We start from the raw sequence: 25,288 nt of genomic DNA, 5'->3' as shown, positions 1-25,288 counted from the left end.
AATAAAAGCACACGTGTTTTGCAAATATTCTTACCTAGCAAAAAAGGATAATAAGCTGATTCAAAAAGCCAAAGTGCTTAGTAAAAAATAAGCCGAAAAGTTTCTGTATTTAAATATCTTTGCGCCTCAACTGCAATAGCAACTCGATAGTACATCAGCACAATACCTTGCTATTGCACGAAATGCTTTAAACAAAAAAAGATTCTCGATTAAATGAGTACAAATGCGTTAATGTGGATCGGATTCAACCTGTTCGTAGTTGTTATGCTGGCTCTCGACTTAGGCGTTTTCCACCGTAAACAGCACACCGTTAAGGTTAAAGAGGCGCTAATATGGAGCGCCATATGGATCACCCTTGCTCTGGTTTTCAACGTTGGCATATACTACACCCTTGGCCAGCAAAAAGCGCTCGAATTTCTAACCGGATATGTAGTTGAAAAATCTCTGAGCATAGACAACCTTTTTGTCTTCATTCTTCTATTCGGATTTTTTAAGGTAGAATCGAAACTTCAGCACAGAGTTCTATTCTGGGGCGTATTAGGTGCTATTGTACTACGCGCAATATTCATCTTTGCAGGAGTGGCTCTTATCAACCAATTTCACTGGATTATCTACATTTTTGGCGCCTTTCTTATATACACCGGCATAAAGATGCTATTCGAAGATGACGACAAGGAAGTTCATCCCGATAAAAATCCTGTTGTAAAATGGGTTAAGCGTATTTATCCAGTAGCATCAAACGACGAAAAGGGTAGCTTCTTCAGGCGCATCGACAAAAAGCTACACATAACGCCGCTTTTCATTGTGCTGCTGCTAATAGAGATTTCTGATTTAATTTTTGCAGTAGACTCGATCCCTGCAATTCTTTCAATATCTAACGATACCTACATCGTATTTACCTCGAATATTTTTGCCATAATGGGGCTTCGCTCGCTATACTTTGCCGTATCCGAGGTAATGGGGTTATTCCGCTACCTAAAGTTTGGCCTAGCCGCCATCCTCGCCTTTGTGGGCATCAAGATGTGCATTTCGAGCATTTACGAGATACCAATCAGCGTTTCGCTGCTCTTTATCCTTGGAACTGTCACGATTTCAGTGCTACTGTCGAAGCTAATTCCCGCAGAAGAAAAAGCTTAGCAACAACCGAATACTCCAAATAAAAAGAGCATCCAAAAGATGCTCTTTTTATTAATATTGATGATGGGGTCAACTAGTACATATCATTGTCGAGCGAGGCACCAAACTTGCGGTAACGGTAGGCCATATTCTCATACAGCACACCTTTATCATCGTAGTACTTGCGCTGCGAAACACGACCCGAGTAGTAGACAATCTCCTCCTTCCCGAGCATCTTTCCAAAAGCATCGTACCTTGTTGTTAGCTGCAGCTTGCCATCCTTATTGTACGTATATACGTAAGCTGTAAAATCCTTCGACTTATCTGACTTAACCAGCTTTACATTCCTAGTAGCAATACGTCCAGCAGAGTCGTAAGTATAGGTAGTCTGACGGCTAAGCACCGAATCGGCATCTAAAACTACCTTCATAGATGCTTTCATCTTAACCTCATTACCTCGAGCATCGTAGCTGTACGATTCGGTAGCAATAGTTTTACCTTTAGCATCAACTACCTTTATTTTAGATACCCAACCGTTACCTCCTCTTGTCAACAAATCACGACGAACCAAAACGGTGTCATTGCCGCTTAACTGATAGTGTTCGCGTTCGCTAACCAACCCATTATTCAGCTTATAAACAATCCTCCTATCGAGCTTCTGAGCCAAGTAGCGCTCAAAGCGAATAAGGTTCTTATCCTTATCGTAAAAGAACCATCGGTAGTTGTTGATGGCAAGATTGGGTTGCTCCATATCTAAATCGCGCGAAACGTGCCACAACGTATCGGCCCACTTTAGGTTAATGATGTCGAACGTGTTGGTAGGCTGCCCATCTTTTATGTGAATACGCGACTGGGTAATGGTGTAAAGCGTATCACGCTTAGCTTTTTTGGTCTGACCAAAAGCAAAAGCACATACCACCAACAGGATTAGGGTTAAGATCGTCCTTTTCATCATTCTAGATTTTACCGCAGTAGATAATCTTCATCTCCTTGGCGGGAGCGTATCCCATTTTGATTGCGGCATCAAAATCGGAGCATGCACCTTTCATGTCGTTGGTATTTACGCGCGATATTCCACGGTTGTAGTAGGCTTCGGGCTGCTTAGGATCGAGCTTAAGGGTAGCATTGTAATCAACAATTGCCTCCTTGTGCATTCCTAAGATCCCCTTGCTAACGGCTCTATTATAGAATGCGCTGGCATATTTTGGATTGAGCTTAATGGCTGCATCAAAATCGGCAATAGATCCCTTATAGTCGCCCGACATAGCCTTTGCGGTACCACGGCTATACACAGCCTTTAAGAATTTCGGATTGTACTTAATCGCTTGGTTAAGATCGGCTATTGAGTTCTTAAAGCTATTCTGATATAGGTATTCCATGCCACGGCTGTAGTAAACCTCGCTATACTTTGGGTTTAGCCTAATGGCCCTCGAGTAGCTTTCCATTGCCTTGGCAAGCCCCTTAGAGTTGGAGTAGGCCAATCCGAGTTCGTAGAACACCTGCGCATCGGTGCTGTTGATTGCTGCTGCTTTGCTTAAATCTGCAATAGCACCCTTGTAATCCTTTAAGCTATTCTTAAAGAGGCCTCGTTGCTTGTAGGCGTCAAAGCTTTCCTTTCCGCTTCCCAAAAACTTGTCGTAGTCGCCTACGGCGCTCTTAAAATCGTTGATGTTGATTAGCGAGTTAGCTCGGCTATAATAAGCCTCAAGATTGGTGCCATCTAGCTCTATCGACTTTGTATAGTCTGCGATAGCACCATTAAAGTCGTGCTTTGCAGCTTTTATTAATCCCCTATTGAAAAAGGCTTTAGAGTTTAAAGAGTCGAGAGCGAGCGATTTGTTTACGCTAGTAAGCGCTTCTTCAACCTTGCCCAACCTGCGCTGTGCCCCCCCAAGGTTTGCCCAAAAGGCTGCAACAGAACCATCTTGTTCGGTAGCCTTAAAGAAGTCGGCTAAAGCTTCGCCATCCTTCTTAAGCGCCTCGTAGGCTAGACCTCTAGCATTGTAGTACTGTGCCTTACCGCTCCATGCGATGGCCGAGGAGTATCCCTCGATAGCCAGCTCATACTTTTTTTGCTTAAAAAGCGTCTCGGCTTTCTCGAACTTGCTCTCGGCAATTCGTGGCTTTACAATTAGAATGGCAATTAGGAGTATGGCAACAATGCCCAATCCAACAAGAATCTTCTTCATCTTTGGTAGCTATCTAAAGTTTGGTATAACCCTTTAAAAAAGTAGCCCAAAGTAAGCATATTCCGCTAATACATAAAACTCTAAATGGAAAGAAATGCGCCTCCCTTGCTATTTTCACGCTTATCGTTCTTTACAAACCACTTAATAAGCACAATGTCAATAAGGCTAAATATTAGTATTCCCACAGAAGCGTAGCCTATAGCCTCCTGTGTAAGCACTTTGTCGAGTCCAAAAATCTGAAGCACCATGCTAACCTGCTTGTAAATAGGTTCGAGGCTTATGGTAAGTGCAAAAATTGGGAATAGCACAGCCATCCATACTATTACAGATGGTATTTCAACCTGCTTTTCCTTCTTTACCTGTGCCTTTGCCAACTCCTTCATCACCTTACTGGTGAAGCTGGAGGATGGTTGCTCGATGCCGTTGGAAAGTATATCGTGTAAGAATTTGTCGTCGCTTAACATGACTAAAGAAGTGTTTTAGTTTCGTTACGTAGTATTTTTTCGAGCTCTTCGTGCAGCTTTTTCCTTGCCCGGTAAAGCTTTACCTTAACGTTGGAATCGGAATAACCGGTAATCTGCGAGATCTCTTCCAGCGATTTTCCATCGTAGTAGAAAAGTATAAGTAGCAGGTTATCGTCGCTATCGAGCTGCTGCATCGCCTGGTTTAGATACCGTTTCCGATCGTCTTGTTCGAGCGTACTAAATGCTTTAGCCTGCTGCTCGAACGATTCGGTGGCTACCGTCTCCTGCTGGTATTCCTGCTCGCGCTTCTTTTCGCGCGTTCGCGAAATGGCCGTGTTGTAGGCTATGCGGTAGAGCCACGAAGAAAAGCTGCAATCCATCCTAAAAAGGTTGAGCTTGGTGAAGGCCTTTACAAAAGCCTCCTGCGCAACCTCTTCGGCTTCATCTCTATCCTTTAGCACCTTTAGGGCAATGGTGTACACCATCCCCTTGTAGCGGTTGATAAGCTCGGCTACTGCAGGGGAGTTGTTCTCCTTTGCCCTTTGCACAAGGATAAGATCAGAAGTCGCTTCTAGGCTGGTTACGCTCATTTTTTGTGTAGATAAGGTAGAAGATAACCAATCCTAGTCCACCAAATAGTAGTATAAACGCGAAGTAAACCGCAACCGGGTTTAGCAACGTTGTGGCAGCCACAATTGCTGCTACGATTAATCCAACCGCGATACCAATTAAGAAAAGCCCATTCTTAAGCGCAGAGTACTTCGATACTTTGCGGCTTTGGTAGATTTCCTCGGCTGTAGCTCCTTTTTCGATAAGCGCCATTCGCTCCCTATTTCGCGTCATTATTGCGAAGTAGATGATTCCAAATGCGAGTGCATTTCCAAATACTATCCCAAATATTGGGATTAGCATTGCTAAAGATCCTGCATCCATGATTCTAATTTTTGGTTGTTTACTCGATAGACGCTTAGCGTACATCTCGGTTACAACTTTTATGTTAATTCGACTCTAAATGTACAAATAAAGTTGCTTGATAGTAAAGTGCCGAAAAGGTTTGTTGACGAGTATGGCTATCTTTGCCGTACATAAAGAACTTAGACGGAAGTTAATCGGGAGTTATTCTGAAGTTAAACAGAAGAGATAAAACGCAGACATCGCAGAAGGTACCAATTACAACATCTGTGTTGAGAATCTAAAATCTAACGTCTAAAGTCTTGATACTAATAAATAGACTATGTGGAGTAACCTTATAAGCGGCATACGCACTGGAAAAGAAACCAGCACCTCGACCACCACGCCCACCATTGGGCGCTCGCACTTTCAGCGCGATTACGACCGCCTGATCTTCTCTTCGGCATTCCGAAGGATGCAGAATAAGACACAGGTGTTTCCGCTGCCAGGGGCGGTGTTCGTACACAACCGCCTTACGCACTCGCTGGAGGTTGCCTCGGTGGGCCGCACCCTCGGATCGCTGGTTGCCGACGAGCTGCTAAACCTCTACCCCAACCTACCCCAGCTGGCCGAGATTCCCCACATAGTGGCAGCCGCCTGCCTGGCGCACGACATGGGTAACCCACCTTTTGGGCATGCCGGCGAAACCATCATATCGGGTTACTTTAAGGATAATTGCGAGCATCTCTATAATCAGGGCTTGCTTACCAAGGGCGAGTGGCACGACCTGATCTACTTCGACGGCAACGCCAACGCGCTGCGCCTGCTCACCGCCCAACTCAACGGTAGACGTGCTGGAGGATTTGGGCTTAGCTACTCTACGCTGGCCTCCATTATTAAGTACCCCTACGAATCGGCGCTAACCGATAAGAATAAGTTTGGATTCTTCCAATCTGAGAAGGAACTGGTACGCCGCATGGCCACAGCCCTAGGGATGCATATTATTGACAACGATCCGCTGCGCGTTGCCCGATACCCGCTGACCTACCTGGTGGAGGCAGCCGACGACATCTGCTACCTACTGATGGACCTAGAGGATGCCCACAAGCTCGCCATTCTATCCGGCGAAGAGGTATTCAACCTACTTCTTCCCCTCGCCTCCGACGAGGAAAGCAGCACAGAACTCCACGACAACCTAGCCATCGTTACCGACCCCAACGAGCGTATCGCCTACCTGAGGGCTGTTGCTATCAGCAAGCTGATCCAAGAGTGCGCGTTGGCATTTATGAATAACATCACCAAAATAGAGCAAGGCGAAGCGGTACTGCCTCTGGTTAAGCAGCTGCCCAAAACCTACCTCGACGCAGCCGAGCGCATTACCCAGCTCTCCATTCAAAAGATCTACAACCATAACACCGTTGTCGAAATAGAGATTGCGGGGCACCGCATCCTGTCGACGCTATGCCACGAGTACACCCAGGCGATGCTTCATCCCAAGCGACAGCTCTCTAAGAAGCTCATCTCACGCATCCCTGAGCAGTACCACAACAGCGGCGCCACCACCTACAAGCAGCTGATGACCGTTGTAGACTTCATCTCGGGCATGACCGATGTGTATGCCCTCGAGCTCTACCGTAACATCACCGGAATATCCATTCCCGGGATTGTACGGTAAGGCATTCCTCCTAAAAACACTCCGCAGAAACAGAATAGAGAAACGCCCACCCGGTGCAGTACCGGGTGGGCGTTTTATTTAAGAAAAAGTTCTATTGGTCTATATCGTAGGATCGATGGTGAGCCACTCGGCACGGTTGGTGCGCTGAGCGTCGACGGCGGCTATGGTAGCCATGTTTACAATCTCGCGAACGCTGCTGTCTATGGGCACTACGTGAATAGACTTAGGCATACCCAACAGCACCGGCCCTATAACCTCGAAGCTGGCCAAATCCTGCATCAGCTTGTAGCCTATGTTGCTGGCCGCAAAGTTAGGGAATACCAGTACGTTTACCTCCATATCCTTTAGCTTAGAGAACGGATACTGCGCCATTCGCTTTTCGGCGTTTAGGGCAAAGCGTACCTGCATCTCGCCATCCACCATAATCTCGGGGTAGTGGGCATGCAGCAGCCTTACCGCCTCGTGGGCTACGGCGGGGCTACCCTCGCTCACCGAACCAAAGTTGGAGTTGGAAAGCAGCGCAATGCGGGGCTCAATGCCGTACGAGCGCACCTCGTCGGCCACTAGCAGGGTGGTATTTACCAAATCGAGCGGCGTTGGCTCTGGATTCATCGTGCTCGAGTCGGCAAAGAAGAATGGGCCACGCTTGGTCATCACAATGTATAGGCCAGCCAAGCGGCTTCCAGTTTCCTTCATGTTGTAGTATTCGAGCGCCGGAGCAACCGTATAGGCGTAGCGCTTGGCATACCCCGAAATGAAGGCATCGGCATCGCCAGCCTCCACCATCATGGTGCCAAAGTAGTCGCGGTTGTACATGCGCTCTGCCGCCTCGGAGTAGATAATCCCGTTACGCTCGAGCTTGCGATGGTACATCTTGGCATAGCGCTCGCGACGGCTACGCTCCTCTTCTCCAAAGAACTCGACGATTTCTACGCCCTGAAGGTCTAGGTTGTTCTCCTTTATGGTTTCGGTAATCTTTTCCTTGCTGCCGAGCAGAATTGGAATGCCAATCCTATCATTAAGCACATTTTGTGCGGCACGCAGTATGTTGATGTTTCCCCCTTCGGCAAACACAATACGCTTAGCGCAGCACTTAGCCTTATCGCGCAGCGTCCGGGTTAGCCTGTTGTCGTGCCCCATACGGCGCTCGAGGTCGAACGCATAGGCATCCCAATCGTCGATGGTTTTGCGCGCCACCCCCGATTCGATAGCCGCCTTGGCCACCGCAACCGATATGGTAGAGATAAGCCTAGGATCTAGCGGCTTAGGGATAAGGTACTCGCGCCCGTAAACAATCTTATTGTTGTTGTAGGCAATGGATACCACATCGGGCACCGGCTCCTTAGCCAAAGCGGCAAGAGCCTTAACAGCGGCAATCTTCATGGTTTCGTTGATGCTGGTTGCGCGTACATCCAGCGCCCCACGGAAGATATAAGGAAATCCCAGCACGTTGTTCACCTGGTTGGGGTAGTCCGATCGGCCAGTTGCAAAGATGATGTCGGGACGCGATGCCATGGCCAGCTCGTAGCTGATCTCGGGGTTGGGGTTGGCAAGAGCAAAGACAATAGGGCTCGATGCCATGCTGCGCACCATTTCGGGGGTAAGCACATCGGCAGCCGATAGCCCAAGGAATACGTCGGCATCTACCAGCGCATCCTCCAGCGTATCGATATCCCTGTTGGTAGCAAAAAAGGCCTTAGCGCCCGAAAGGTTCTTGCGCGAGGTGCGGATAACGCCCTTGCTGTCGCACATTACGATGTTCTCCTTGCGTACGCCCAGCTCCATGTATAGCTTGGTAGAGGCAACAGCCGAAGCTCCGGCTCCGTTAACCACTAGGCGTATCTTGTCGATCTTCTTTTTGGCAATGTCGAGCGCGTTAAGCAGCGCTGCAGACGATATGATGGCCGTACCGTGCTGGTCGTCGTGCATTACGGGGATGTCGAGCTCGTTCTTTAGGCGCTCCTCTATCTCGAAGCACTCGGGCGCCTTAATATCCTCCAGGTTTATACCCCCAAAAGTTGGAGCAATAGCTTTTACCGTCTCCACAAACTTGTCGACATCGGTTTGATCTACCTCAATGTCGAAAACATCAATATCAGCAAATATCTTGAAGAGAAGCCCTTTACCCTCCATTACCGGTTTGCCGGCTAGCGCGCCAATGTTGCCCAAGCCCAGCACCGCCGTACCGTTGGATATTACCGCTACCAGATTACCCTTGGCGGTGTACTTGTAGGCATCGTCGGGATTTTCCTCTATGGCAAGGCACGGCGCCGCTACTCCTGGAGAGTAGGCCAACGCCAAATCGCGCTGCGTGCTGTATGGCTTTGTTGGAACAACCTCTATCTTTCCTGGTTTGCCCTGAGCATGATAGCTCAGCGCCTCTTCGTTTAGCTTACTCGAAGACATATCACTTATAGTTTAGTTTGAGAATATCGTAAATCCAAAGTTATTGTTAAAACCGACGTAAAGCCACTTTGTGCGCTACCTTTATCGTAAATAGGATTAATTTCGCATCCGTAAATACTCAGCATCGATGGTGTCACGTATCACGACTAGCATTCACATCGTGTGTCTTGTGTCTTGATACCATGAGTGCTAATCCTAATATCTAAACAATGGAATTCGATTTCTTTAAGACCATAGGTGGGAGCATCACCGTTAGCGACACCGAGGGAAACGTGCTTTACATGAACGATAAGGCTGCCGAGGTTTTTGGCAGTATGGTGGGTAAAAACATGATGGGCTGCCACAAGGCCAGCTCGCAGGAGATTATCGGCCGACTAATTGCCAACGCCGAAACCAACGCCTACACCATCGAAAAGGGTGACGTGAAGAAGATCATCTACCAAACGCCCTGGTACAAGGATGGCGAGGTGGCCGGGCTGGTGGAGTTCTCGTTCGTTATCCCCTTCGAGATGCCCCACTACGTGCGCACCCCAAAGGCGGAGTAGGCTTTTCCCCTGCTGCTCTTTGCAAATAACTGCTACAATCCTATAAATAGTGTAGGCAGCCAAAACCACGAATGGGTTAGATGGATACCTTTACAGCGCAATTGTGCGCTACAGCTAACCGTATAGCAATCAGAAAAAATACTATTTGACATGCTCGACCTTATTCAACAGCTCATCGATTTTATCCTGCATATCGACAAACACCTGCTCGAGATCGTTACCGACTACCAAACGTGGACCTACCTTATCCTTTTCGCCATTATTTTCTGCGAAACGGGCTTGGTGGTAACGCCATTCCTGCCCGGCGACTCGCTGCTGTTTGCCGCCGGAGCCATCTCGGCCATGGAGGGCAACCCTATAGACGTAAACCTGCTGGTGCCAACGCTCCTGTGCGCGGCCGTGCTGGGCGACAACACCAACTACTGGATTGGCCACCTTATTGGCGACCGGGTGTACGAAAGGAACTACAAGCTGATTAAGCGAAAGTACATCGACCAAACCCACGCCTTCTACGAGAAGCACGGTAAGACCACGCTCATCGTGGCGCGCTTTATGCCCATCGTCCGCACCTTTGCCCCCTTTGTGGCGGGTATCGGTAAGATGAAGTACCTGCGCTTCTTCAGCTTCAGCCTGATTGGGAACGTGCTGTGGGTGGTGCTGTTTACCTATGCCGGAAACTTCTTTGGCAATATCCCTACCATAAAGCAGAACTTTACGCTGGTGGTATTCGCCATCATCGCCATATCGCTGGTTCCGCCCATCTACACCTTCATAAAGGTGAAGTACTTCAGCAGCAAGGCTAGCTAATGTCCAGCTCTACGGAGGGGTCCCAGAAGTAGCGCCCGAAGCCGACGATCTTATCGTCGACAACCTCGATACCTTCTGCTCGTAGGAGCTCCTCCATAGCCGTTGGGCTACCGAAGCAGTGCTTGCCGGTTAGCAGCCCGTTACGGTTTACCACCCGATGGGCGGGGATGTAGCGGTCACAGGTATGGCTGGCATTCATGGCCCAGCCTACCATGCGCGACGAGCGTCCCGTACCCAGGTAGCGGGCAATAGCCCCGTAGGAGGTAACCCTCCCCTCGGGAATAAGCTCCACCACCTGGTACACCTGCTCGAAGAACGATAGCTTATCGAAGGTCATACGCCGAATGTTTGGCTACAAGTATACGCAAAAAGCCCGGATTGCTCCGGGCTTTTTCTTTTGCCTAAATAGAAGAAGTTAATGATGTTTTTAACATCCACTCTTCTATAATCTTTAAAAGCCATTTGACAATCAAAACTAGTATAGTTTCTTTTGTCTTTGGACTCCAAAAGGAGTCATTTCTAAGATTAGAAAAATTATTCATGCCAAATTGATTTTAATTTTCTCCTTAAATATTCATCCTATTCAAAAACTTAAATTACCAACTTGAAATCGGTGTCCATTTAAGAAGAAAGAAAGATATTTTTCTTATCCCAAAGCTACCTCTATACCATATCAAAGAGAATAAACACGGTTTAATACTTAAATAAACGGGGTTTAAAACACAAACAATGCCGGGAAAATTCGCCCAGATGTGCTCCGATGAGCGAAGGGACAAACCTACTTCTCACAAGCTGTGAGACGACGATCGGAGGGTCGGATTTCACTCTCACAAGCTGTGAGATGCCCATCGGAAGGTCTGCCTTGCCCTTCCTACCCCTCTAAAATGCCGAATGCCGGGTCTCCCCGGCATTCTACTTAAGTATCATCAATAGCAAATCGTGCTACGTGTGTCGTATGTCGTGCTACGCTTTAGATCACGAACGGCTCGATATCGGCCGGCTCCACCAGCGGCTTGTCGCCGTGGATGCGGAACTTGAGGTAGGTGATGGGCATCCCCTTGGCCAGGTAGTCCTGCTCGTACTTGGTTTTTACGGAGAGGATCTCGTCGGCCATGCCGCTATTGTAAAGGTCGTTGGTGGCCACCAGGATTTCCATGCCGTTTTCCTCGAGCAGCTTCTTGGTGTAGAAGTGGAGGTTCTGGTTGTCGGTTTTCAGGTGTACGATGCCATCGGGGGCCAGGAACTCGCGATAGCTGTTCAGGAACCCCGAGCAGGTGAGGCGCTTCTTGAGGCGGCTCTTCTTGAGCTGAGGATCGGGGAAGGTGATCCAGAGCTCGGCCACCTCATCCTTGCCGAAGAGCGAGCGGATGAACTCGATGCGGGTACGCAGGAAGCCCACGTTGTCCATATTATCCTCGGTAGCGGTCTTCGCCCCGCGCCACAGGCGGGCACCCTTTACGTCGATTCCGATGAAGCTCTTCTCGGGGAACTTCTGCCCTAGGGCAACGGTGTACTCGCCGCGGCCGCAGCCCAGCTCCAGTACGATGGGCTTGCTGTTGCCAAAGAAGCTGGCGTGCCAATTTCCCTTTAGGTGATAGTCGCAGCCGAATACGGCGTCGAACTCGGGCTGAACCAAATTTTTAAACGTTTCGTTTTCAGCAAACCGCTGAAGCTTATTCTTTCCCACCTTGTAACAGTCCTATTTTAAGTTTACACGTTCTATTCTGATTCCCACATCGTGGATGCCGGGCAGCTCCTCCAGGCGCATGCCCTGCTGAATGGTAAAGGTGTAGGTTCCCTTTTCGGGGAACTTCACGTTCTTGCGCATGGCAAAGCGGCTATCCCAGTACTTGGCGAATCCCTTGCCGAGCCATCGGCCCGTATCGTCGGCCAGGTAGCACTCCATCGTGTCGCGCACGTAGGCCCCAGATGGGGCAACGGTGGTCACAAACAGGTACACGTTGCGAAACGGGTAGCTGCTGGAGTTCCTCATGGTTACGTAAACGCTTTGGGTGGTTAGGGTGTCGTCGATGTTCACCTCGAAGCGGGCAAGCGAATCCTTGCTCCACACCGATCCGATGGCCTTGCTGCCCTCGTACACCCTCTGCTTATCGCACGAAGCTAGCGAGATAAGAAGCGCTCCTGCTGCAAGGAGCGCTATATTCCTAATCGTTTTCATTCTTGATTCTATAAAGATCCGTCGAAATAGCGTTGTCTTACCTCTAATGGGTATCACGTATCAGGTATCACGAATGCAAGTCGTGTGTCGTGATACGCGTGTCGTTATACGGCCTACTCGGCTCCACCGTTGGTGCCGCCCTCGCTAGGGCGCTCGGGTCGGTTACGGTTGGGGCGGCGATCGCCTCCCCTATTGCCTCCTTCACGATTTCCGCCTTCGCGGTTGCCGCCCTCGCGGTTGCCGCCATTCGATGGACGACGGCGCTGCTCGCTGCGGGGGTTGCGCTCGGTGCGAGGCCCCTGCTCGGGACGCTGCTGGCCATCCGGTCTACCCGTGGCCTTTGCCGGATTCTCGCTGCGAGCGGGTCGACCATTCTCCGGACGGCCCGGATTTGGACGGCGCTCTGGACGATCCTGCCCCGTGCGGCTAGGGCGCTGCTGCTGAGCCTGTGGCGGCTGCTGGCTGCCTCCACCCTGCGGTGAGCCTCCCTTACGGCCACGATTTCGGCCACGCGAGCTGCGCTTACCCGTGCGGTCGAAGCGGGTAATGCTATCCTCGCCAACCACGTTCTTAAAGTCGGGCTCCTCCATCATGCGAGCCTTCACCATGGTTTCTTCGCTAATCTCGCCGAGCAGCTTATCGGCCTTAATGCCGCGACGGTTTAGCTCTAGGATCTCCTTAACCCTATCTACGGATACCTCCGTAAGGTTAAGCGTAGAGTCGGGAGCGGCGCTAAACCACATCAGCCCCTTTAGGATATCGGTTTTTTGAAGGAATGCCAAGCCGTCGAAAAGCTGAAGCGGCTCCGAAACCCGTGGGAAGTCCTTTTGCGCATCCACGTAGGCGTCGAGCTCGTAGTTGAGGCAGCACTTTAGCTTGCTGCACTGCCCGGCCAGCTTTTGAGGGTTAAGCGATATCTCCTGATGGCGGGCCGAGTTGGTGGTTACCGACGAGAAGCTGGTAATCCAGGTCGAGCAGCAGAGCTCGCGCCCGCACGAGCCAATGCCGCCAATGCGACCGGCCTCCTGGCGGGCACCAATCTGGCGCATCTCCACGCGAATCTTGAAGGCCTCGGCCAAATCCTTAATCAGCTGGCGGAAATCGACGCGCTCGTCGGCAATGTAGTAGAAGATCGCCTTGGTATTGTCGCCCTGAAACTCCACATCGCCCACCTTCATGTTTAGGTTTAGGCGGTTGGCAATCTGGCGCGACTTAATCATGGTTTGCTGCTCGCGGGCAATGGACTCCTGCCATTTTTCGATATCGGTTGGCTTTGCCTTGCGGTATATCTTTTTAAACTCAAGGTTGTTGGGGTGAACGCCGGTCTTCTTCATTTGGCGCGCCACCAGCTCGCCGGTAAGCGAGATGATCCCAATGTCGTGCCCGGGCGATGCCTCTACGGCAACAATATCGCCCTTTTTGAGCTGCAGCTTGTTGGCGTTGCGGTAGTATCCCTTACGGGTATTCTTAAAGCGTACCTCAAAAACGTCATTTTCGATGGCTGTTTGAGGTAAATCGCTCAGCCAATCGTAGGTGCTAAGCTTTTGTCCACCATCAAGACTAACCGCAATGGCCTCGTCCTGATCGTTATGCGTAAAGCAGCAGCCTCGAGAGAAATCTATATTATGGGGATGTTTGCTCATCTTTCGAATAGTATTATTGCAATTTGCGAAGGTAATAAAAAATTACGGCTTAATCAGTTTCACCATTTTAAGGGACATATCGGCAAGCACGATCTTTGCGTTGCCGTTGGCGTTTATGTGGTGAATGGCCGTGTTGAGGAGGGTAAAAGTCTCCTCTATGTTGTTCGGACGGATGAATGGTTTAAAGTTTGCGTAGAATTTCTGCTGCTCGGGATTCAACGGAAGGTAGCTTACGGCCTCCATCCGGAGGTTGAGCATAAACGCCTCGCGGATGACCCTTTCGGCATAGGCCAGCAAGCGCTTAATGCGGTCGCGCCCCAGCGTTGCCACCTCTTCGCTCCATTCAATAAGCCCAATTACGTTCGACTGGTAGCAAAATCGGAGTAGCCCGATTACGTAACCGAAGAACTCGTCGCCCTCCTCGTCAAGCTCCAGCAGGCGTCGGGCCTCAATCATGCTCCCCGACGACAAACGGGCAACGCTCTCTATTGGCATCGACGAGCTGGGATACCTCTCGGTAAGCGAGCGAACCATGTCGTCGTACCTTATGCGTGGAACCCGAATGATTTGCGTTCGCGAAAGGATGGTTTTTAAGACTTTGCCCTCCTCCTGCGCAACCATTAGGAATACCGTTTTAGCAGGTGGCTCCTCAACCAGCTTCAGGAGTGCGTTCGAGGCTGCAATGTTCATCCTTTCGGGAAGCCACATTATAAGCACCTTGTACTCGCCCTCGTAGGCCTTAAACGATAGCTTTTTTATGATATTATCGGCTTCGGCCACGCTAATAAGCCCCTGCTTATTGCCCAAGTCGATGTGCGAATACCAGTCCTGCTCGTCGAAGTAGGTAAGGTTTTCGACAATTGAACGCCAGTAGCTCAAAAACAGGTCGCTTACCACAACCTTATCGCCAATCTCCGAAGTCTTATTTATGGGGAAGGTAAAGTGAACGTCGGGATGCATCAGCTTCTGCACCTTATGGCACGATGGGCAAACGCCGCAGGAGTCGTGCTCGCCCCTATTCTGGCAGTTTAGGTATTGCGCGTAGGCAATCGCTAAAGGAATAGTTCCCGAACCTGGCTCACCTAAAAACATCTGCGCATGGCTTATACGACCTTCGTGAACACCTCGTATTAGCCGCTCTTTTAGCTCATCTTGCCCTACAATATCTTTAAAAAGCATTATCTCCGTATGTTGATAAATATCTGCCAAACAAAAATAGTAAACCGATTGGCAAAATACTCTATTTCGAACAACAACCTCAAAAAAACGCACTCCATTAAAAAGTACAATAAGTTAATCTGCAAAGCCTTTCAATTGTTAAAATTCGACCATTTTCAACCGCTGAATTCTCAATTATTTGCACCTTTGGGGTTTGATCATTAAACCATACTTGCTATCAAATAATGAAGAGGCTGTCTGTTTTACTACTTTTTTTATTCGTTATAAAAATTGCATTGGCGAGCAACGGCACAAGTCAAGACTCTTTGGATAAGAAAAGCGCCAGAAACCCATTTTTATCGTTTAACTACCAAGGTGGAGCTGTGCTTCCTACCAACGACTTTGTTACAAAGCAAAAGAATAAGCCTACGTACAACTCGTACTCGCTGAAATACGGATACTCGGCAGCTGGCGATAGGTGGCAGGACTACGCCTACGGTATGCCCTATGGTGGTGTAGGGTTCTACTTTGCCAACTTCTACAACGACAACGATGCCCTTGGAAATCCGTTTGCCCTCTACGCTTTTCAGGGGACAACCCTCAACGACTACTCAAAAGCGCTTAAGTTCAAGTTTGAGTGGCAGCTGGGTGCCTCGTTCAACTGGAGGCCTTACGATCCCTTCACCAACCACGAGAATATCGCGCTTGGCTCATCGTCCAACGTATTCATCAGCCTCAACCTTTACGCCAACTACCAGTTTGCTCCCCACTGGGATTTTGATTTTGGGGTAAGCATGAGCCACTTTTCGAATGGGGCATCACGCCTACCCAACAAGGGTATCAACCTATTTGCTCCCTTTTTCGAGTTTAACTACAGCTTCGACAAGAAGCCTGTAATTAACGGCAAGCACCGATTCGTCCCCCCCACAATAGAGCCAAGAATAGACTACGACTTGCTGGTAAACATTTCATCGCGCCAGCGACGATTCGATACCACAGGAACGAACCTCCCTTCGGAGTACCTCGACCGTAACTTTGGCGTATACGGAATTTCGTTTGCGCCAATGGTCGTGAGCAGCTACAAGTACAAGTATGGGGCCAGCCTCGATTTTCTTTACGACGAAAGCTCACGGGCAAAGGCATCGAGGGCCGTCAACCCTATCGATAGTAAGACATACGACCGAATCGAACTTGGACCTTTTTGGCATCGGTTCTCGCTAGGAGTTTCAGCAAAGGGTGAGCTAGTTTTGCCCAACTACTCCATCTTTGCCAACCTCGGATACAACATCATCCATGGCAACGACAAGGATAAGCCACTTTACCAGGTGGCCGGTGTAAAGGTTTTCCTTAAGGACAACCTATTTGGAACATTTGGCATCCGAGCCTCAAAGTTCAGCAAAGCTCAATACCTATACTGGAGTCTTGGGTATACTTTTAAGGGAAGCCCTGTAAGCAAGATCAAAAAGACAATCCCTGCAATCATAAAGGGCAACTAAGCTGTAACAGCTCCTATATTTGCATAAACTGACACTTTAATGATAACCATCCCCAAATACCTTGAACAGGGCGATACGATTGGAATAGTAGCAACCGCCCGCAAGGTGTCTCCCGAAGAGCTAGCGCCAGCCATTAAGCTGCTCTCCAACGAAGGATTTAAGGTAAAGCTGGGCAGTAACCTGTTTAAGGAGGCTCACCAGTTTTCCGGAACCGACCAACAGCGCGCTGCCGATGTAATGCAAATGGTAGCCGACCCGGAAGTAAAAGCGATACTGTGCGCCAGAGGAGGATACGGATCTGCCCGCATTCTCGAATACCTCGACTACGAGGCTATACGCAACAATCCAAAGTGGTTCTGTGGATACAGCGACGTTACCGTTATGCATGCCCTATACACCAAGCTGTCGATAGCCAGCCTCCATAGCACCATGCCCATCAACTTTCCGAAGGACGGGTCGTCCAATCCATCAACCCAAAGCTTGGTTGATAGCCTTAAAGGGAAGCACACCGCGCTTGCTGCCGAGGCTAACCCTCATAACGTGTACGGCGAAGCCGAAGGCGTACTGGTTGGCGGGAACCTCTCGCTCGTCTACAGCCTTATGGCAACCGACTTGCAGCTAGACACCAACCAAAAGATCCTCTTTATCGAAGATCTCGACGAGTACCTTTACCATATGGACCGAACCATGCTCAGCCTCCGCCATAGCGGCATTCTTGGCCAGCTTGCAGGCATTGCCGTTGGCTACATGAACGACATGAACGATAACACCATCCCCTTCGGTAAAGCTGCCGAAGAAATCGTATACGAGCACACGCAGCATTTGGGGATCCCGGTTGCCTTTGGCATCCCTGCAGGGCACCTAGAGCCCAACTACGCCATGGTTCTCGGCAAACGATACAGGCTCTCGGTAAATGAAACAGGAAGCCTGCTGAAGATACAGTAAAGCACCCCACATACGAAAGCTACCCGAAACATTGGGTAGCTTTTTCTGCCTTTTGCCAACAAGTACGGAAGGTTCAATCGGAACCCAAAACACCTTCCGTACATCTACGGAAGCTCCAATCGGAACCCAAAACACCTTCCGTACATCTACGGAGGCTTCAATCGGAACCCAAAACACCTTCCGTACATCTACGGAAGCTCTAATCGGAACCCAAAACACCTTCCGTACATCTACGGAGGCACCAATCGGAACCCAAAACACCTTCCGTACATCTACGGAAGCTCCAATCGGAACCTAAAACACCTTCCGTACATCTACGGAGGCTCCAATCGGAAGAGGAATCGCCTTCCGTACTTCACCAGCTGCACGAAGCTTCAATATCAGTGGAAGCCTTCCCAATAATTCCATACTTTTACCTTCATCCGAGTAAGCAGCTACGTTCACCAATCCCTATCCGAACTATGAACGAGGAACTAGGCATCATACGCCACGACAAGCAGCTCCGCCCCTATGCCGACACCATCAACCGTCGGTACGCCAATACCCTTAAAAAGGAGATGGAGCTAACCGAAGAAAAATCATCGCTAAGCGAATTCGCCAACGGCCATATGTACTTTGGGTTGAACCGCGTTTGGGACGGATGGGTTTTCCGCGAATGGGCACCCGCCGCATCGCGCATCTACCTGATTGGCGACTTTAGCGGATGGCAGGAGCAGGAGACGTTCCGCCTATACCGCCTCGAAAACGGAATCTGGGAGATTTGGCTAGAGCCCAACCAGCTAGCGCATGGGCAGCACTACAAGCTATCCATCCACAGCGATAGCGGTAAATTCGAGCGCATACCGGCTTGGGCAACCCGCGTTGTGCAGGATAACACTTCCAAGATATTCTCGGCGCAGGTTTGGGATCCACAGTACGAGTACGAATTCCGCGTTAAGCACTTTAAGCCCCACACCTCCCCGCTGCTGATCTACGAATGCCATGTGGGCATGGCAACCGAAGAGGAAAGGGTTGGCGTTTACAACGAGTTTAGGGAGAAGGCTCTTCCCCGTATTGCCTCTCTCGGCTACAACGCCATCCAGCTGATGGCCGTACAGGAGCACCCCTACTACGGATCGTTCGGGTACCACGTCTCCAGCTTCTTTGCCCCCTCTTCGCGCTTTGGCACGCCCGAAGAGCTGAAGCAGCTGGTAGATGCCGCCCACGAGCTGGGCATTGCCGTTATCATGGATATTGTGCATTCGCATGCCGTAAAAAATGCGGTAGAAGGGCTGGGATGCTTCGATGGAACGCCCTTCCAGTACTTCCACCAAGGGCCAAGGCGCGAGCATCCGGCATGGGATTCGCTCTGCTTCGATTACGGGAAACCCGAAGTGCTGCACTACCTCCTCTCCAACTGCAAGTACTGGCTCGAAGAGTTTAAGTTTGATGGCCTCCGCTTCGATGGCGTAACCTCCATGATCTACCTCAACCACGGTCTTAACCAAACCTTCACCAGCTACAACGACTACTACAACGGCAAGCAAGACGAAGATGCCATAACCTACCTTGCGCTTGCCAACAAGCTAGTACACCTACTAAACCCTAATGCCATAACCATTGCCGAAGAGATGAGCGGCATGCCCGGACTGGCCGCCAAGCAGGAGGATGGAGGTCTAGGCTTCGACTACCGAATGGCAATGGGAATACCCGACTACTGGATTAGGCTTATAAAGGATATCAAAGATGAGGAATGGAAACCTGGTGATATCTACTGGCAGCTAACCAACCGCCGAAAGGAGGAAAAGACGATTAGCTACGCCGAAAGCCACGATCAGGCTTTGGTTGGCGATAAGACTATCATCTTTCGCCTTATTGACGAAAGGATGTACTGGCACATGCGAATTGATGATGCCGACTTAACCGTAAATAGAGGTATTGCACTTCATAAGATGATCCGCCTCATTACAGCAGCAACCATAAACGGAGGATACCTCAACTTTATGGGAAACGAGTTTGGCCATCCCGAGTGGATCGACTTTCCCCGTCAAGGAAATGGCTGGTCGTATAAGTACGCACGAAGACAATGGAGCCTAGCCTCAGATCCTAGCTTAAAGTACCAGTACCTTGATCGGTTCGACAAAGCGATGGTAAATCTTCTAAAAACAGAGAAGAACTTCCACCTAAAACCGCTTACTAAGCTTTGGGATAAGGAGGACGATCAAATTCTTGCCTTTGCACGAAACGACCTCATCTTCATCTTTAACTTTAGCCCCCAAAAATCATTTGCAGACTATGGCATCCTAGCCCCAAAAGGAAAGTACACGGCAATACTCAACACCGATGCCAAAGAATTTGGCGGCTTTGCCATAAACGACGATAGCATAGAACATTTCACCCAACCCGACGCTCTCATCAAGAACGGCAATAAGGAATGGCTCAAGGTGTACATACCCTCACGTACAGCCATTGTATTCCGAAAAGCTCCAGAATAATTGCAGGGTTTGCAGATTTCATCTAAATCCGAGCATTTTTTAATGTTGGATATCATCCAACCTGTAAAAAACAGATGTTTTTGTTATTTTTTACTAATAATATTATCCCTAAAGTGCATCTATGCAGCAAAAAAGAGTAAAGCAACCTAGTATATTTGCTTAATTTTCAGCAATATTTTTCATTTCTGCTTGAAAGTTACTATATTTGCGCTCGTAAAGGAGAAAATCCGATACAAAGGGGGACACGATGTCCCCCCTTTTGTTATCAAAAAAGTATGGTAGATCAGGCATTTGTAAAAAAAATCGTAGAGGAAAAATTAGCCGAACTAGATCTATTTCTCGTAGATTTAAAAATCGACACCTCCAATAAAATCGACATAGCCATAGATGGCGATAGCGGAGTTGGTATCGACCAATGCATTGCAGTGAGCCGCGCCGTAGAAGGCTCGCTCGACCGCGAAAAAGAGGACTTTGAACTTATGGTAGCATCACCCGGAATTGGCCAGCCATTTAAGGTACACCGCCAATACACCAAGGCCATCGGTCGCCCAGTTGAAGTTCAGCTGCTCGATGGCGCCAAGGTTGCAGGAACCCTTAGCGAAGTAACCCAAGACGATTTTGAGGTTACGTTCTCCAAAAAGGAGCAAATAGAGGGAACCAAGAAAAAGCAGATCGTAGAGGTAAAACAGCGAATTGCCTTTGCCTATGCGAAATCGACTAAAGAAACAATATCATTCAAGTAAGAAAGAGATATAAGCTTGTTGCAAATGGAAAATCTTAACCTTATAGAGACATTCGCAGAGTTTAAGGAACTCAAGAATATCGACCGTCCGACCATGATGAGCGTTCTTGAGGACGTGTTTCGTGGCCTTCTCGTAAAGCTTTACGGAAGCGACGAAAATTTCGATATCATCGTGAATATCGACAAGGGAAACCTTGAGATATACCACAACCGTATCGTGGTTGCCGATGGCGAGCTAGAAGATCCTACGAAGGAAATTCCGCTTAGCGAGGCCAAGAAAATTGACGAGGACTACGAGGTTGGCGAAGAGGTATCGGAAGAGGTTAGGTTCGAGAAGTTCGGACGCCGTGCAATACTTGCACTCCGCCAGAATCTTGCAGGCCGAATCATGGATCTCGAAAAAGCAAGCATCTTCAATAAGTATAAGGATAAGGTAGGCCAAGTAGTTACCGGCGAAGTATACCAAGTTTGGAAGAAGGAAATTCTTGTTATCGACGACGAAAACAACGAGCTCATCCTTCCTCGCACCGAGCAAATTCCATCCGACTTCTACCGCAAAGGCGACACGCTTAAAGCCGTAGTTGTTCGCGTAGAAATGCGCAACAGCAGCCCGCTTATTATCCTTTCTAGAACATCACCAGTATTCCTAGAGCGTCTTTTCGAGCAGGAAGTACCCGAAATCTTCGATGGCCTAATCACCATAAAGAAGATTGTACGCGTACCCGGCGAGCGCGCAAAGGTTGCCGTAGAAAGCTACGACGAGCGCATCGATCCAGTTGGAGCCTGCGTGGGAATGAAGGGATCGCGCATCCACGGAATTGTTCGCGAGCTTCGCAACGAGAATATCGACGTTATCAACTTTACGCATAACACTCAGCTTTATATTGCACGAGCTCTTAGCCCTGCTAAAATCAGCAGCATTAAGCTCGACGATGAAAATCTCAAGGCTGATGTTTACCTAAAACCAACCGAGGTATCGCTTGCCATCGGCAAGGGTGGCCTTAACATCAAACTAGCCGGACAGCTAACCGGCTACGAAATTGACGTTTACAGAGAAAGCGAAGAGGATGAGGAAGACGTATCGCTAGATGAATTCGGCGATGAAATCGAAGGCTGGATCATCGATCAACTCAAGAATATTGGCTGCGATACAGCTAAGAGCGTACTCGAAATTTCGGTAAGCGAACTGGTTCGCAGAACCGACCTAGAAGAAGAAACCGTAATTGAAGTGGTAAACATTCTTCGTTCGGAGTTTGAGTCTTAGCACATTGTATTAAATTTGCCTTCACTAAAAAATCGATAGGATAAGTATGACGCAGGATAAATCAACACGGCTTCTTAAAGCAGCTAAGGAGCTAAACGTAGGGGTTCAGACCATTGTGGATTTTCTTCATAAGAAGGGAATAGAGGTCGACTCGAACCCTAATGCAAAAATAACCACCGAAGCATACCTATTGCTGGAGAAGGAATTCGGCAAGGAATTTAAGCTAAAGGCAGAAGCCAGCAAGGTTGACCTGAAGGGCATTCGGGAAAAGAAGGCCGCTGTGTCTATTGACGACGTGCTTAAAGGCTCAAGCCCTTCCGATGAAGATGAAGGCGATGACGATAGCGAAAGAAGCATCATCCTTAAGGACAACACCAGCACCGAAAGGCATAAGCCGCACGAACCTGAAGTGGAGAAAATTGAAGCACCCAAAATTAAGGGTCCAAACATCATAGGCAAGATAGATCTCGAGCCTAAGCGTACCACTCGTCCTGCAACCAGTGAAGCCCCTATCGAAGAGAAGGAAAAACCGCAACCTGCTGCTGAGGTTAAAGCGGAGAAAACCGTATCTGCTCCTATCGAAAAACCTCAAGAAGTTAAAATAGAAAAGGCTACAGACATAGAGCCAGCTGCTCCTGTAACCCCAAAGGAACATACAAAGGTGGAAGAAGAGGTAAAGCCTGTGCAAGAAAAGCCAGCAGCACCTACCGAAACCGAAGGCAAACAACAAAATCGCCCCCAGCCAACTCCTGCACCTGAAAAAGAGCCGGAAGCCACCGAGCAACCTAAGAAGGGCGTTGAAGAAACGAAAACTGATTTAGTGAAAGAAGAAGTTGTAAAAGAAGAAGTAGTGGCTGAAACAGCTACCGAAACCAGCGAAGAACTTTTTAGGGCTGACGTGGAGAAGCTCTCGGGACCAACGGTTGTTGGCAAAATTGACCTTTCGGCCTTTGCGCCTAAGAAAAAACCAGTTGCCACATCGGTAGGCAACCCAAATGCAGGGGATAAGAATAAAAAGAAACGGAAACGCATTAAGCCCGATCAGAAAGTTAACGTAGAGGGTGAGGCTAAGTCCCAAGAAGTTCGTCAGCCACAATTCCCTCCTCGCGCAAAACCTCTAGAAAAGGGTCCAAAACAAACCGATGCCAACCGTCCACAGAAAGGACCTCGCCAGCCACAGGCCGGTAGTCAGCCTGGCCAACCTGGTCAAGGAGGTGGCAACCGCCTACAGGTTAACCGCAATGCAGGGGGACCCCAAAAAGGTGGTTCAAAGTTCGCTGCTAAGAAACCTGTTCACAAGGAGGTTAGCGACGAGGATGTACAAAAGCAAATTAAGGACACTCTAGCTCGTCTTACCGCAAAAGGCGCGAAGAGCAAGAGTTCTAAATATCGTAGAGATAAGCGCGACGATGTTCGTCAGCGTATGATGGCCGAGCAGGAGCTTGCCGAGGCCGAACGCAGCATCATCAAGGTAACCGAATTCGTTACCGTTAACGAGTTGGCAAACATGATGGATGTTCCGGTTACCGATGTAATTGGAGCCTGCATGAACCTAGGTTTGATGGTTTCCATCAACCAGCGTTTGGATGCAGAGGCTCTTGTTTTGGTAGCAGAAGAGTTCGGGTACAAGGTTGAGTTCGTTGCTGCCGAGATCCAAGAATCTATTCAGGAAGAGGAGGACAGACCAGAGGATCTTCTCCCCCGCTCTCCTATCGTTACCGTAATGGGACACGTAGACCACGGTAAAACATCGCTGCTGGACTACATCCGTAAGGCGAACGTAATAGCCGGTGAGGCTGGTGGTATCACCCAGCACATTGGAGCTTACTCTGTAAAAATCGACGAAGAGCGCAGGATTACCTTCCTAGATACCCCTGGTCACGAAGCGTTTACCGCAATGCGTGCCCGTGGTGCTAAGGTTACCGATATCGCCATCATCATTATTGCAGCAGACGATAGCGTGATGCCACAAACCAAGGAGGCCATCAACCACGCGGTTGCAGCAGGTGTTCCAATGGTGTTTGCCATCAACAAGGTGGACAAGCCAGGTGCAAACCCCGATAAGATCCGAGAACAACTTGCCGCCATGAACTACCTCGTTGAGGATTGGGGAGGTAAGTATCAGGTTCAAGAAATCTCGGCTAAGAAGGGAGAAGGTATTCAGGAACTTCTTGACAAGGTACTGCTAGAGGCTGAAATGCTTGAGCTGAAGGCTAACCCAAATAAGAACGCAAAGGGTTCTGTTATTGAATCGACCCTTGATAAAGGTCGTGGCTACGTTACCACGATGCTGGTTCATTCGGGAACGCTTAATATTGGAGATGTTGTTCTTTCAGGACAATACTACGGTCGCGTAAAGGCAATGTTCAACGAACGTGGTAAGAAGATCACCAAGGCAGGCCCTTCGGTTCCTGTTCTTATGCTCGGGTTGAACGGAGCACCAACAGCAGGGGAAACCTTCAACGTACTCGAAGAGCGCGAGGCAAAGGATATTGCCAACAAGCGCGAGCAGCTGCAGCGTATGCAGGGACTACGTGCTACCAAGCATATCACCCTCGACGAAATCGGTCGCCGTATTGCCATCGGAAACTTCAAGGAGCTTAACATCATCGTTAAGGGAGACGTGGACGGTTCTATCGAGGCGCTTACCGACTCGCTCATCAAGCTTTCGAACGAAGAGGTACAGGTTAACGTAATCCACAAAGCTGTAGGTCAGATTTCGGAATCGGACGTTCTGTTGGCTGCTGCATCAAACGCAATTATCGTTGGTTTCCAAGTTCGACCATCAACCAATGCCCGCCGCATTGCAGAGAACGAGGGGATCGAAATTCGCCACTACTCGATCATCTACGATGCTATTAACGAAGTTAAGGACGCCATCGTTGGCATGCTTTCTCCCGAAATCAAGGAAGAAACCACATGTTCGATTGAGGTTATGGAGGTCTTCAAGATCACCAAGGTGGGGACGATTGCCGGATGTATCGTTCGTGAAGGTACGGTTACCCGTAACTCCAAGATCCGCGTTATCCGCGATGGTATCGTAATCCATACTGGCGAGTTAGAATCGCTCAAGCGCTTTAAGGATGACGTTAAAGAAGTTAAGAGCGGATTCGAGTGCGGTTTGAACACCAAGGGATTCAACGATATTCAGGTAGGCGACTTTATCGAAGGCTACGAGCTGATTGAAGTTAAGAAAACGCTCTAACAGATCGCATAATATAAAAAGGGGGCATCCGAAAAGATGCCCCCTTTTACATTGGTGCATGCCAACCTTTCCGAAATAATCCCCAAATT

At 49.1% G+C, this 25,288-nt stretch carries 22 protein-coding genes; 11 read left to right on the top strand and 11 right to left on the bottom strand.

Annotated elements, in window-relative coordinates:
- Window positions 1-213: 213 nt before the first annotated feature.
- Window positions 214-1,137 (top strand): TerC family protein, encoded by a 924-nt coding sequence (locus CLV25_RS07110; protein WP_131838944.1) that lies wholly within the window; start codon window positions 214-216, stop codon window positions 1,135-1,137.
- Window positions 1,138-1,210: 73 nt separating this feature from the next.
- On the opposite strand, the gene CLV25_RS07105 is transcribed toward CLV25_RS07110, so the two are convergent.
- The 5 genes from CLV25_RS07105 to CLV25_RS07085 all read right to left on the bottom strand — a co-directional run bounded on the left by CLV25_RS07105 (window position 1,211) and on the right by CLV25_RS07085 (window position 4,702).
- On the bottom strand, window positions 1,211-2,068 hold the full coding sequence (locus CLV25_RS07105) for a hypothetical protein (protein ID WP_131838943.1): 858 nt from the start codon (window positions 2,066-2,068) through the stop codon (window positions 1,211-1,213).
- Window positions 2,069-2,072: 4 nt separating this feature from the next.
- Window positions 2,073-3,305: a tetratricopeptide repeat protein gene (locus tag CLV25_RS07100; RefSeq protein ID WP_131838942.1), complete on the bottom strand. Its 1,233-nt coding sequence runs from the start codon at window positions 3,303-3,305 to the stop codon at window positions 2,073-2,075.
- An 80-nt stretch (window positions 3,306-3,385) separates the two neighbouring features.
- On the bottom strand, window positions 3,386-3,769 hold the full coding sequence (locus tag CLV25_RS07095) for a hypothetical protein (RefSeq protein ID WP_131838941.1): 384 nt from the start codon (window positions 3,767-3,769) through the stop codon (window positions 3,386-3,388).
- A 2-nt stretch (window positions 3,770-3,771) separates the two neighbouring features.
- A complete protein-coding gene (locus CLV25_RS07090; protein WP_131838940.1) occupies window positions 3,772-4,359 on the bottom strand; it encodes an RNA polymerase sigma factor in 588 nt (195 codons plus the stop codon).
- Complete coding sequence (locus tag CLV25_RS07085; RefSeq protein ID WP_131838939.1) at window positions 4,328-4,702, bottom strand: DUF6249 domain-containing protein; 375 nt, start codon at window positions 4,700-4,702, stop codon at window positions 4,328-4,330. The genes CLV25_RS07090 and CLV25_RS07085 overlap by 32 nt, the downstream gene beginning before the upstream one ends.
- Window positions 4,703-5,003: 301 nt before the next feature.
- Here CLV25_RS07085 and dgt point away from each other — a divergent pair, with 301 nt between their 5' ends.
- Complete coding sequence (gene dgt, locus CLV25_RS07080; RefSeq protein ID WP_131838938.1) at window positions 5,004-6,335, top strand: dGTP triphosphohydrolase; 1,332 nt, start codon at window positions 5,004-5,006, stop codon at window positions 6,333-6,335.
- A gap of 99 nt (window positions 6,336-6,434) precedes the next feature.
- Here the strand turns inward: dgt and CLV25_RS07075 are convergent, their stop codons facing one another.
- Window positions 6,435-8,741: an NADP-dependent malic enzyme gene (locus CLV25_RS07075; protein ID WP_131838937.1), complete on the bottom strand. Its 2,307-nt coding sequence runs from the start codon at window positions 8,739-8,741 to the stop codon at window positions 6,435-6,437.
- Window positions 8,742-8,950: 209 nt separating this feature from the next.
- Between CLV25_RS07075 and CLV25_RS07070 the strand changes: the two genes are divergently transcribed.
- Both CLV25_RS07070 and CLV25_RS07065 read left to right on the top strand, forming a co-directional pair.
- Window positions 8,951-9,286, top strand: a complete 336-nt coding sequence (locus tag CLV25_RS07070; protein ID WP_131838936.1) for a diguanylate cyclase — start codon at window positions 8,951-8,953, stop codon at window positions 9,284-9,286.
- A 162-nt stretch (window positions 9,287-9,448) separates the two neighbouring features.
- Window positions 9,449-10,093, top strand: a complete 645-nt coding sequence (locus CLV25_RS07065) for a DedA family protein (RefSeq protein ID WP_207895602.1) — start codon at window positions 9,449-9,451, stop codon at window positions 10,091-10,093.
- Here the strand turns inward: CLV25_RS07065 and CLV25_RS07060 are convergent.
- The 5 genes from CLV25_RS07060 to CLV25_RS07040 all read right to left on the bottom strand — a co-directional run bounded on the left by CLV25_RS07060 (window position 10,086) and on the right by CLV25_RS07040 (window position 15,094).
- Window positions 10,086-10,430 carry an MGMT family protein gene (locus CLV25_RS07060; RefSeq protein ID WP_131838934.1) on the bottom strand — a complete coding sequence of 115 codons (345 nt, stop codon included), beginning with the start codon at window positions 10,428-10,430 and terminating at the stop codon, window positions 10,086-10,088. The genes CLV25_RS07065 and CLV25_RS07060 overlap by 8 nt on opposite strands.
- Before the next feature lie 633 nt (window positions 10,431-11,063).
- The gene (trmB, locus tag CLV25_RS07055) at window positions 11,064-11,780 is read right to left on the bottom strand and encodes a tRNA (guanosine(46)-N7)-methyltransferase TrmB (protein WP_131838933.1); all 717 of its coding nucleotides are present in this window, start codon (window positions 11,778-11,780) and stop codon (window positions 11,064-11,066) included.
- A 12-nt stretch (window positions 11,781-11,792) separates the two neighbouring features.
- Complete coding sequence (locus tag CLV25_RS07050; RefSeq protein WP_131838932.1) at window positions 11,793-12,272, bottom strand: gliding motility lipoprotein GldH; 480 nt, start codon at window positions 12,270-12,272, stop codon at window positions 11,793-11,795.
- Window positions 12,273-12,385: 113 nt separating this feature from the next.
- Window positions 12,386-13,915 (bottom strand): PSP1 domain-containing protein, encoded by a 1,530-nt coding sequence (gene ricT / locus CLV25_RS07045; protein ID WP_131838931.1) that lies wholly within the window; start codon window positions 13,913-13,915, stop codon window positions 12,386-12,388.
- A 42-nt stretch (window positions 13,916-13,957) separates the two neighbouring features.
- Window positions 13,958-15,094, bottom strand: coding sequence for a DNA polymerase III subunit (locus tag CLV25_RS07040; protein ID WP_131838930.1), 1,137 nt, complete (start codon window positions 15,092-15,094; stop codon window positions 13,958-13,960).
- A 305-nt stretch (window positions 15,095-15,399) separates the two neighbouring features.
- On the opposite strand from CLV25_RS07040, the gene CLV25_RS07035 reads away from it, so the two are divergent.
- The 7 genes from CLV25_RS07035 (at window position 15,400) to infB (ending at window position 25,199) form a co-directional block, all read left to right on the top strand.
- Window positions 15,400-16,569 carry an acyloxyacyl hydrolase gene (locus CLV25_RS07035; RefSeq protein ID WP_165877021.1) on the top strand — a complete coding sequence of 390 codons (1,170 nt, stop codon included), beginning with the start codon at window positions 15,400-15,402 and terminating at the stop codon, window positions 16,567-16,569.
- A gap of 39 nt (window positions 16,570-16,608) precedes the next feature.
- Window positions 16,609-17,514 carry a S66 peptidase family protein gene (locus tag CLV25_RS07030; RefSeq protein ID WP_131838928.1) on the top strand — a complete coding sequence of 302 codons (906 nt, stop codon included), beginning with the start codon at window positions 16,609-16,611 and terminating at the stop codon, window positions 17,512-17,514.
- 31 nt (window positions 17,515-17,545) lie between these two features.
- Window positions 17,546-17,812, top strand: a complete 267-nt coding sequence (locus CLV25_RS15925; RefSeq protein ID WP_207895600.1) for a hypothetical protein — start codon at window positions 17,546-17,548, stop codon at window positions 17,810-17,812.
- A gap of 163 nt (window positions 17,813-17,975) precedes the next feature.
- Window positions 17,976-19,988: an alpha amylase C-terminal domain-containing protein gene (locus CLV25_RS07015; RefSeq protein WP_131838927.1), complete on the top strand. Its 2,013-nt coding sequence runs from the start codon at window positions 17,976-17,978 to the stop codon at window positions 19,986-19,988.
- A 275-nt stretch (window positions 19,989-20,263) separates the two neighbouring features.
- Window positions 20,264-20,731 (top strand): ribosome assembly cofactor RimP, encoded by a 468-nt coding sequence (gene rimP / locus CLV25_RS07010; protein ID WP_131838926.1) that lies wholly within the window; start codon window positions 20,264-20,266, stop codon window positions 20,729-20,731.
- A gap of 24 nt (window positions 20,732-20,755) precedes the next feature.
- Window positions 20,756-21,994 carry a transcription termination factor NusA gene (gene nusA / locus CLV25_RS07005; RefSeq protein ID WP_131838925.1) on the top strand — a complete coding sequence of 413 codons (1,239 nt, stop codon included), beginning with the start codon at window positions 20,756-20,758 and terminating at the stop codon, window positions 21,992-21,994.
- Between the two features lie 46 nt (window positions 21,995-22,040).
- Window positions 22,041-25,199 (top strand): translation initiation factor IF-2, encoded by a 3,159-nt coding sequence (gene infB, locus CLV25_RS07000; RefSeq protein ID WP_131838924.1) that lies wholly within the window; start codon window positions 22,041-22,043, stop codon window positions 25,197-25,199.
- The last annotated feature ends 89 nt before the right edge of the window (window positions 25,200-25,288 follow it).

This window comes from Acetobacteroides hydrogenigenes (assembly GCF_004340205.1).
In the GTDB taxonomy this organism is placed as follows: Bacteria; Bacteroidota; Bacteroidia; order Bacteroidales; family ZOR0009; genus Acetobacteroides; species Acetobacteroides hydrogenigenes.
The sequence above is the reverse complement of the archived record's forward strand: the minus strand, read 5'-3'. Positions and strand labels throughout refer to the sequence as shown.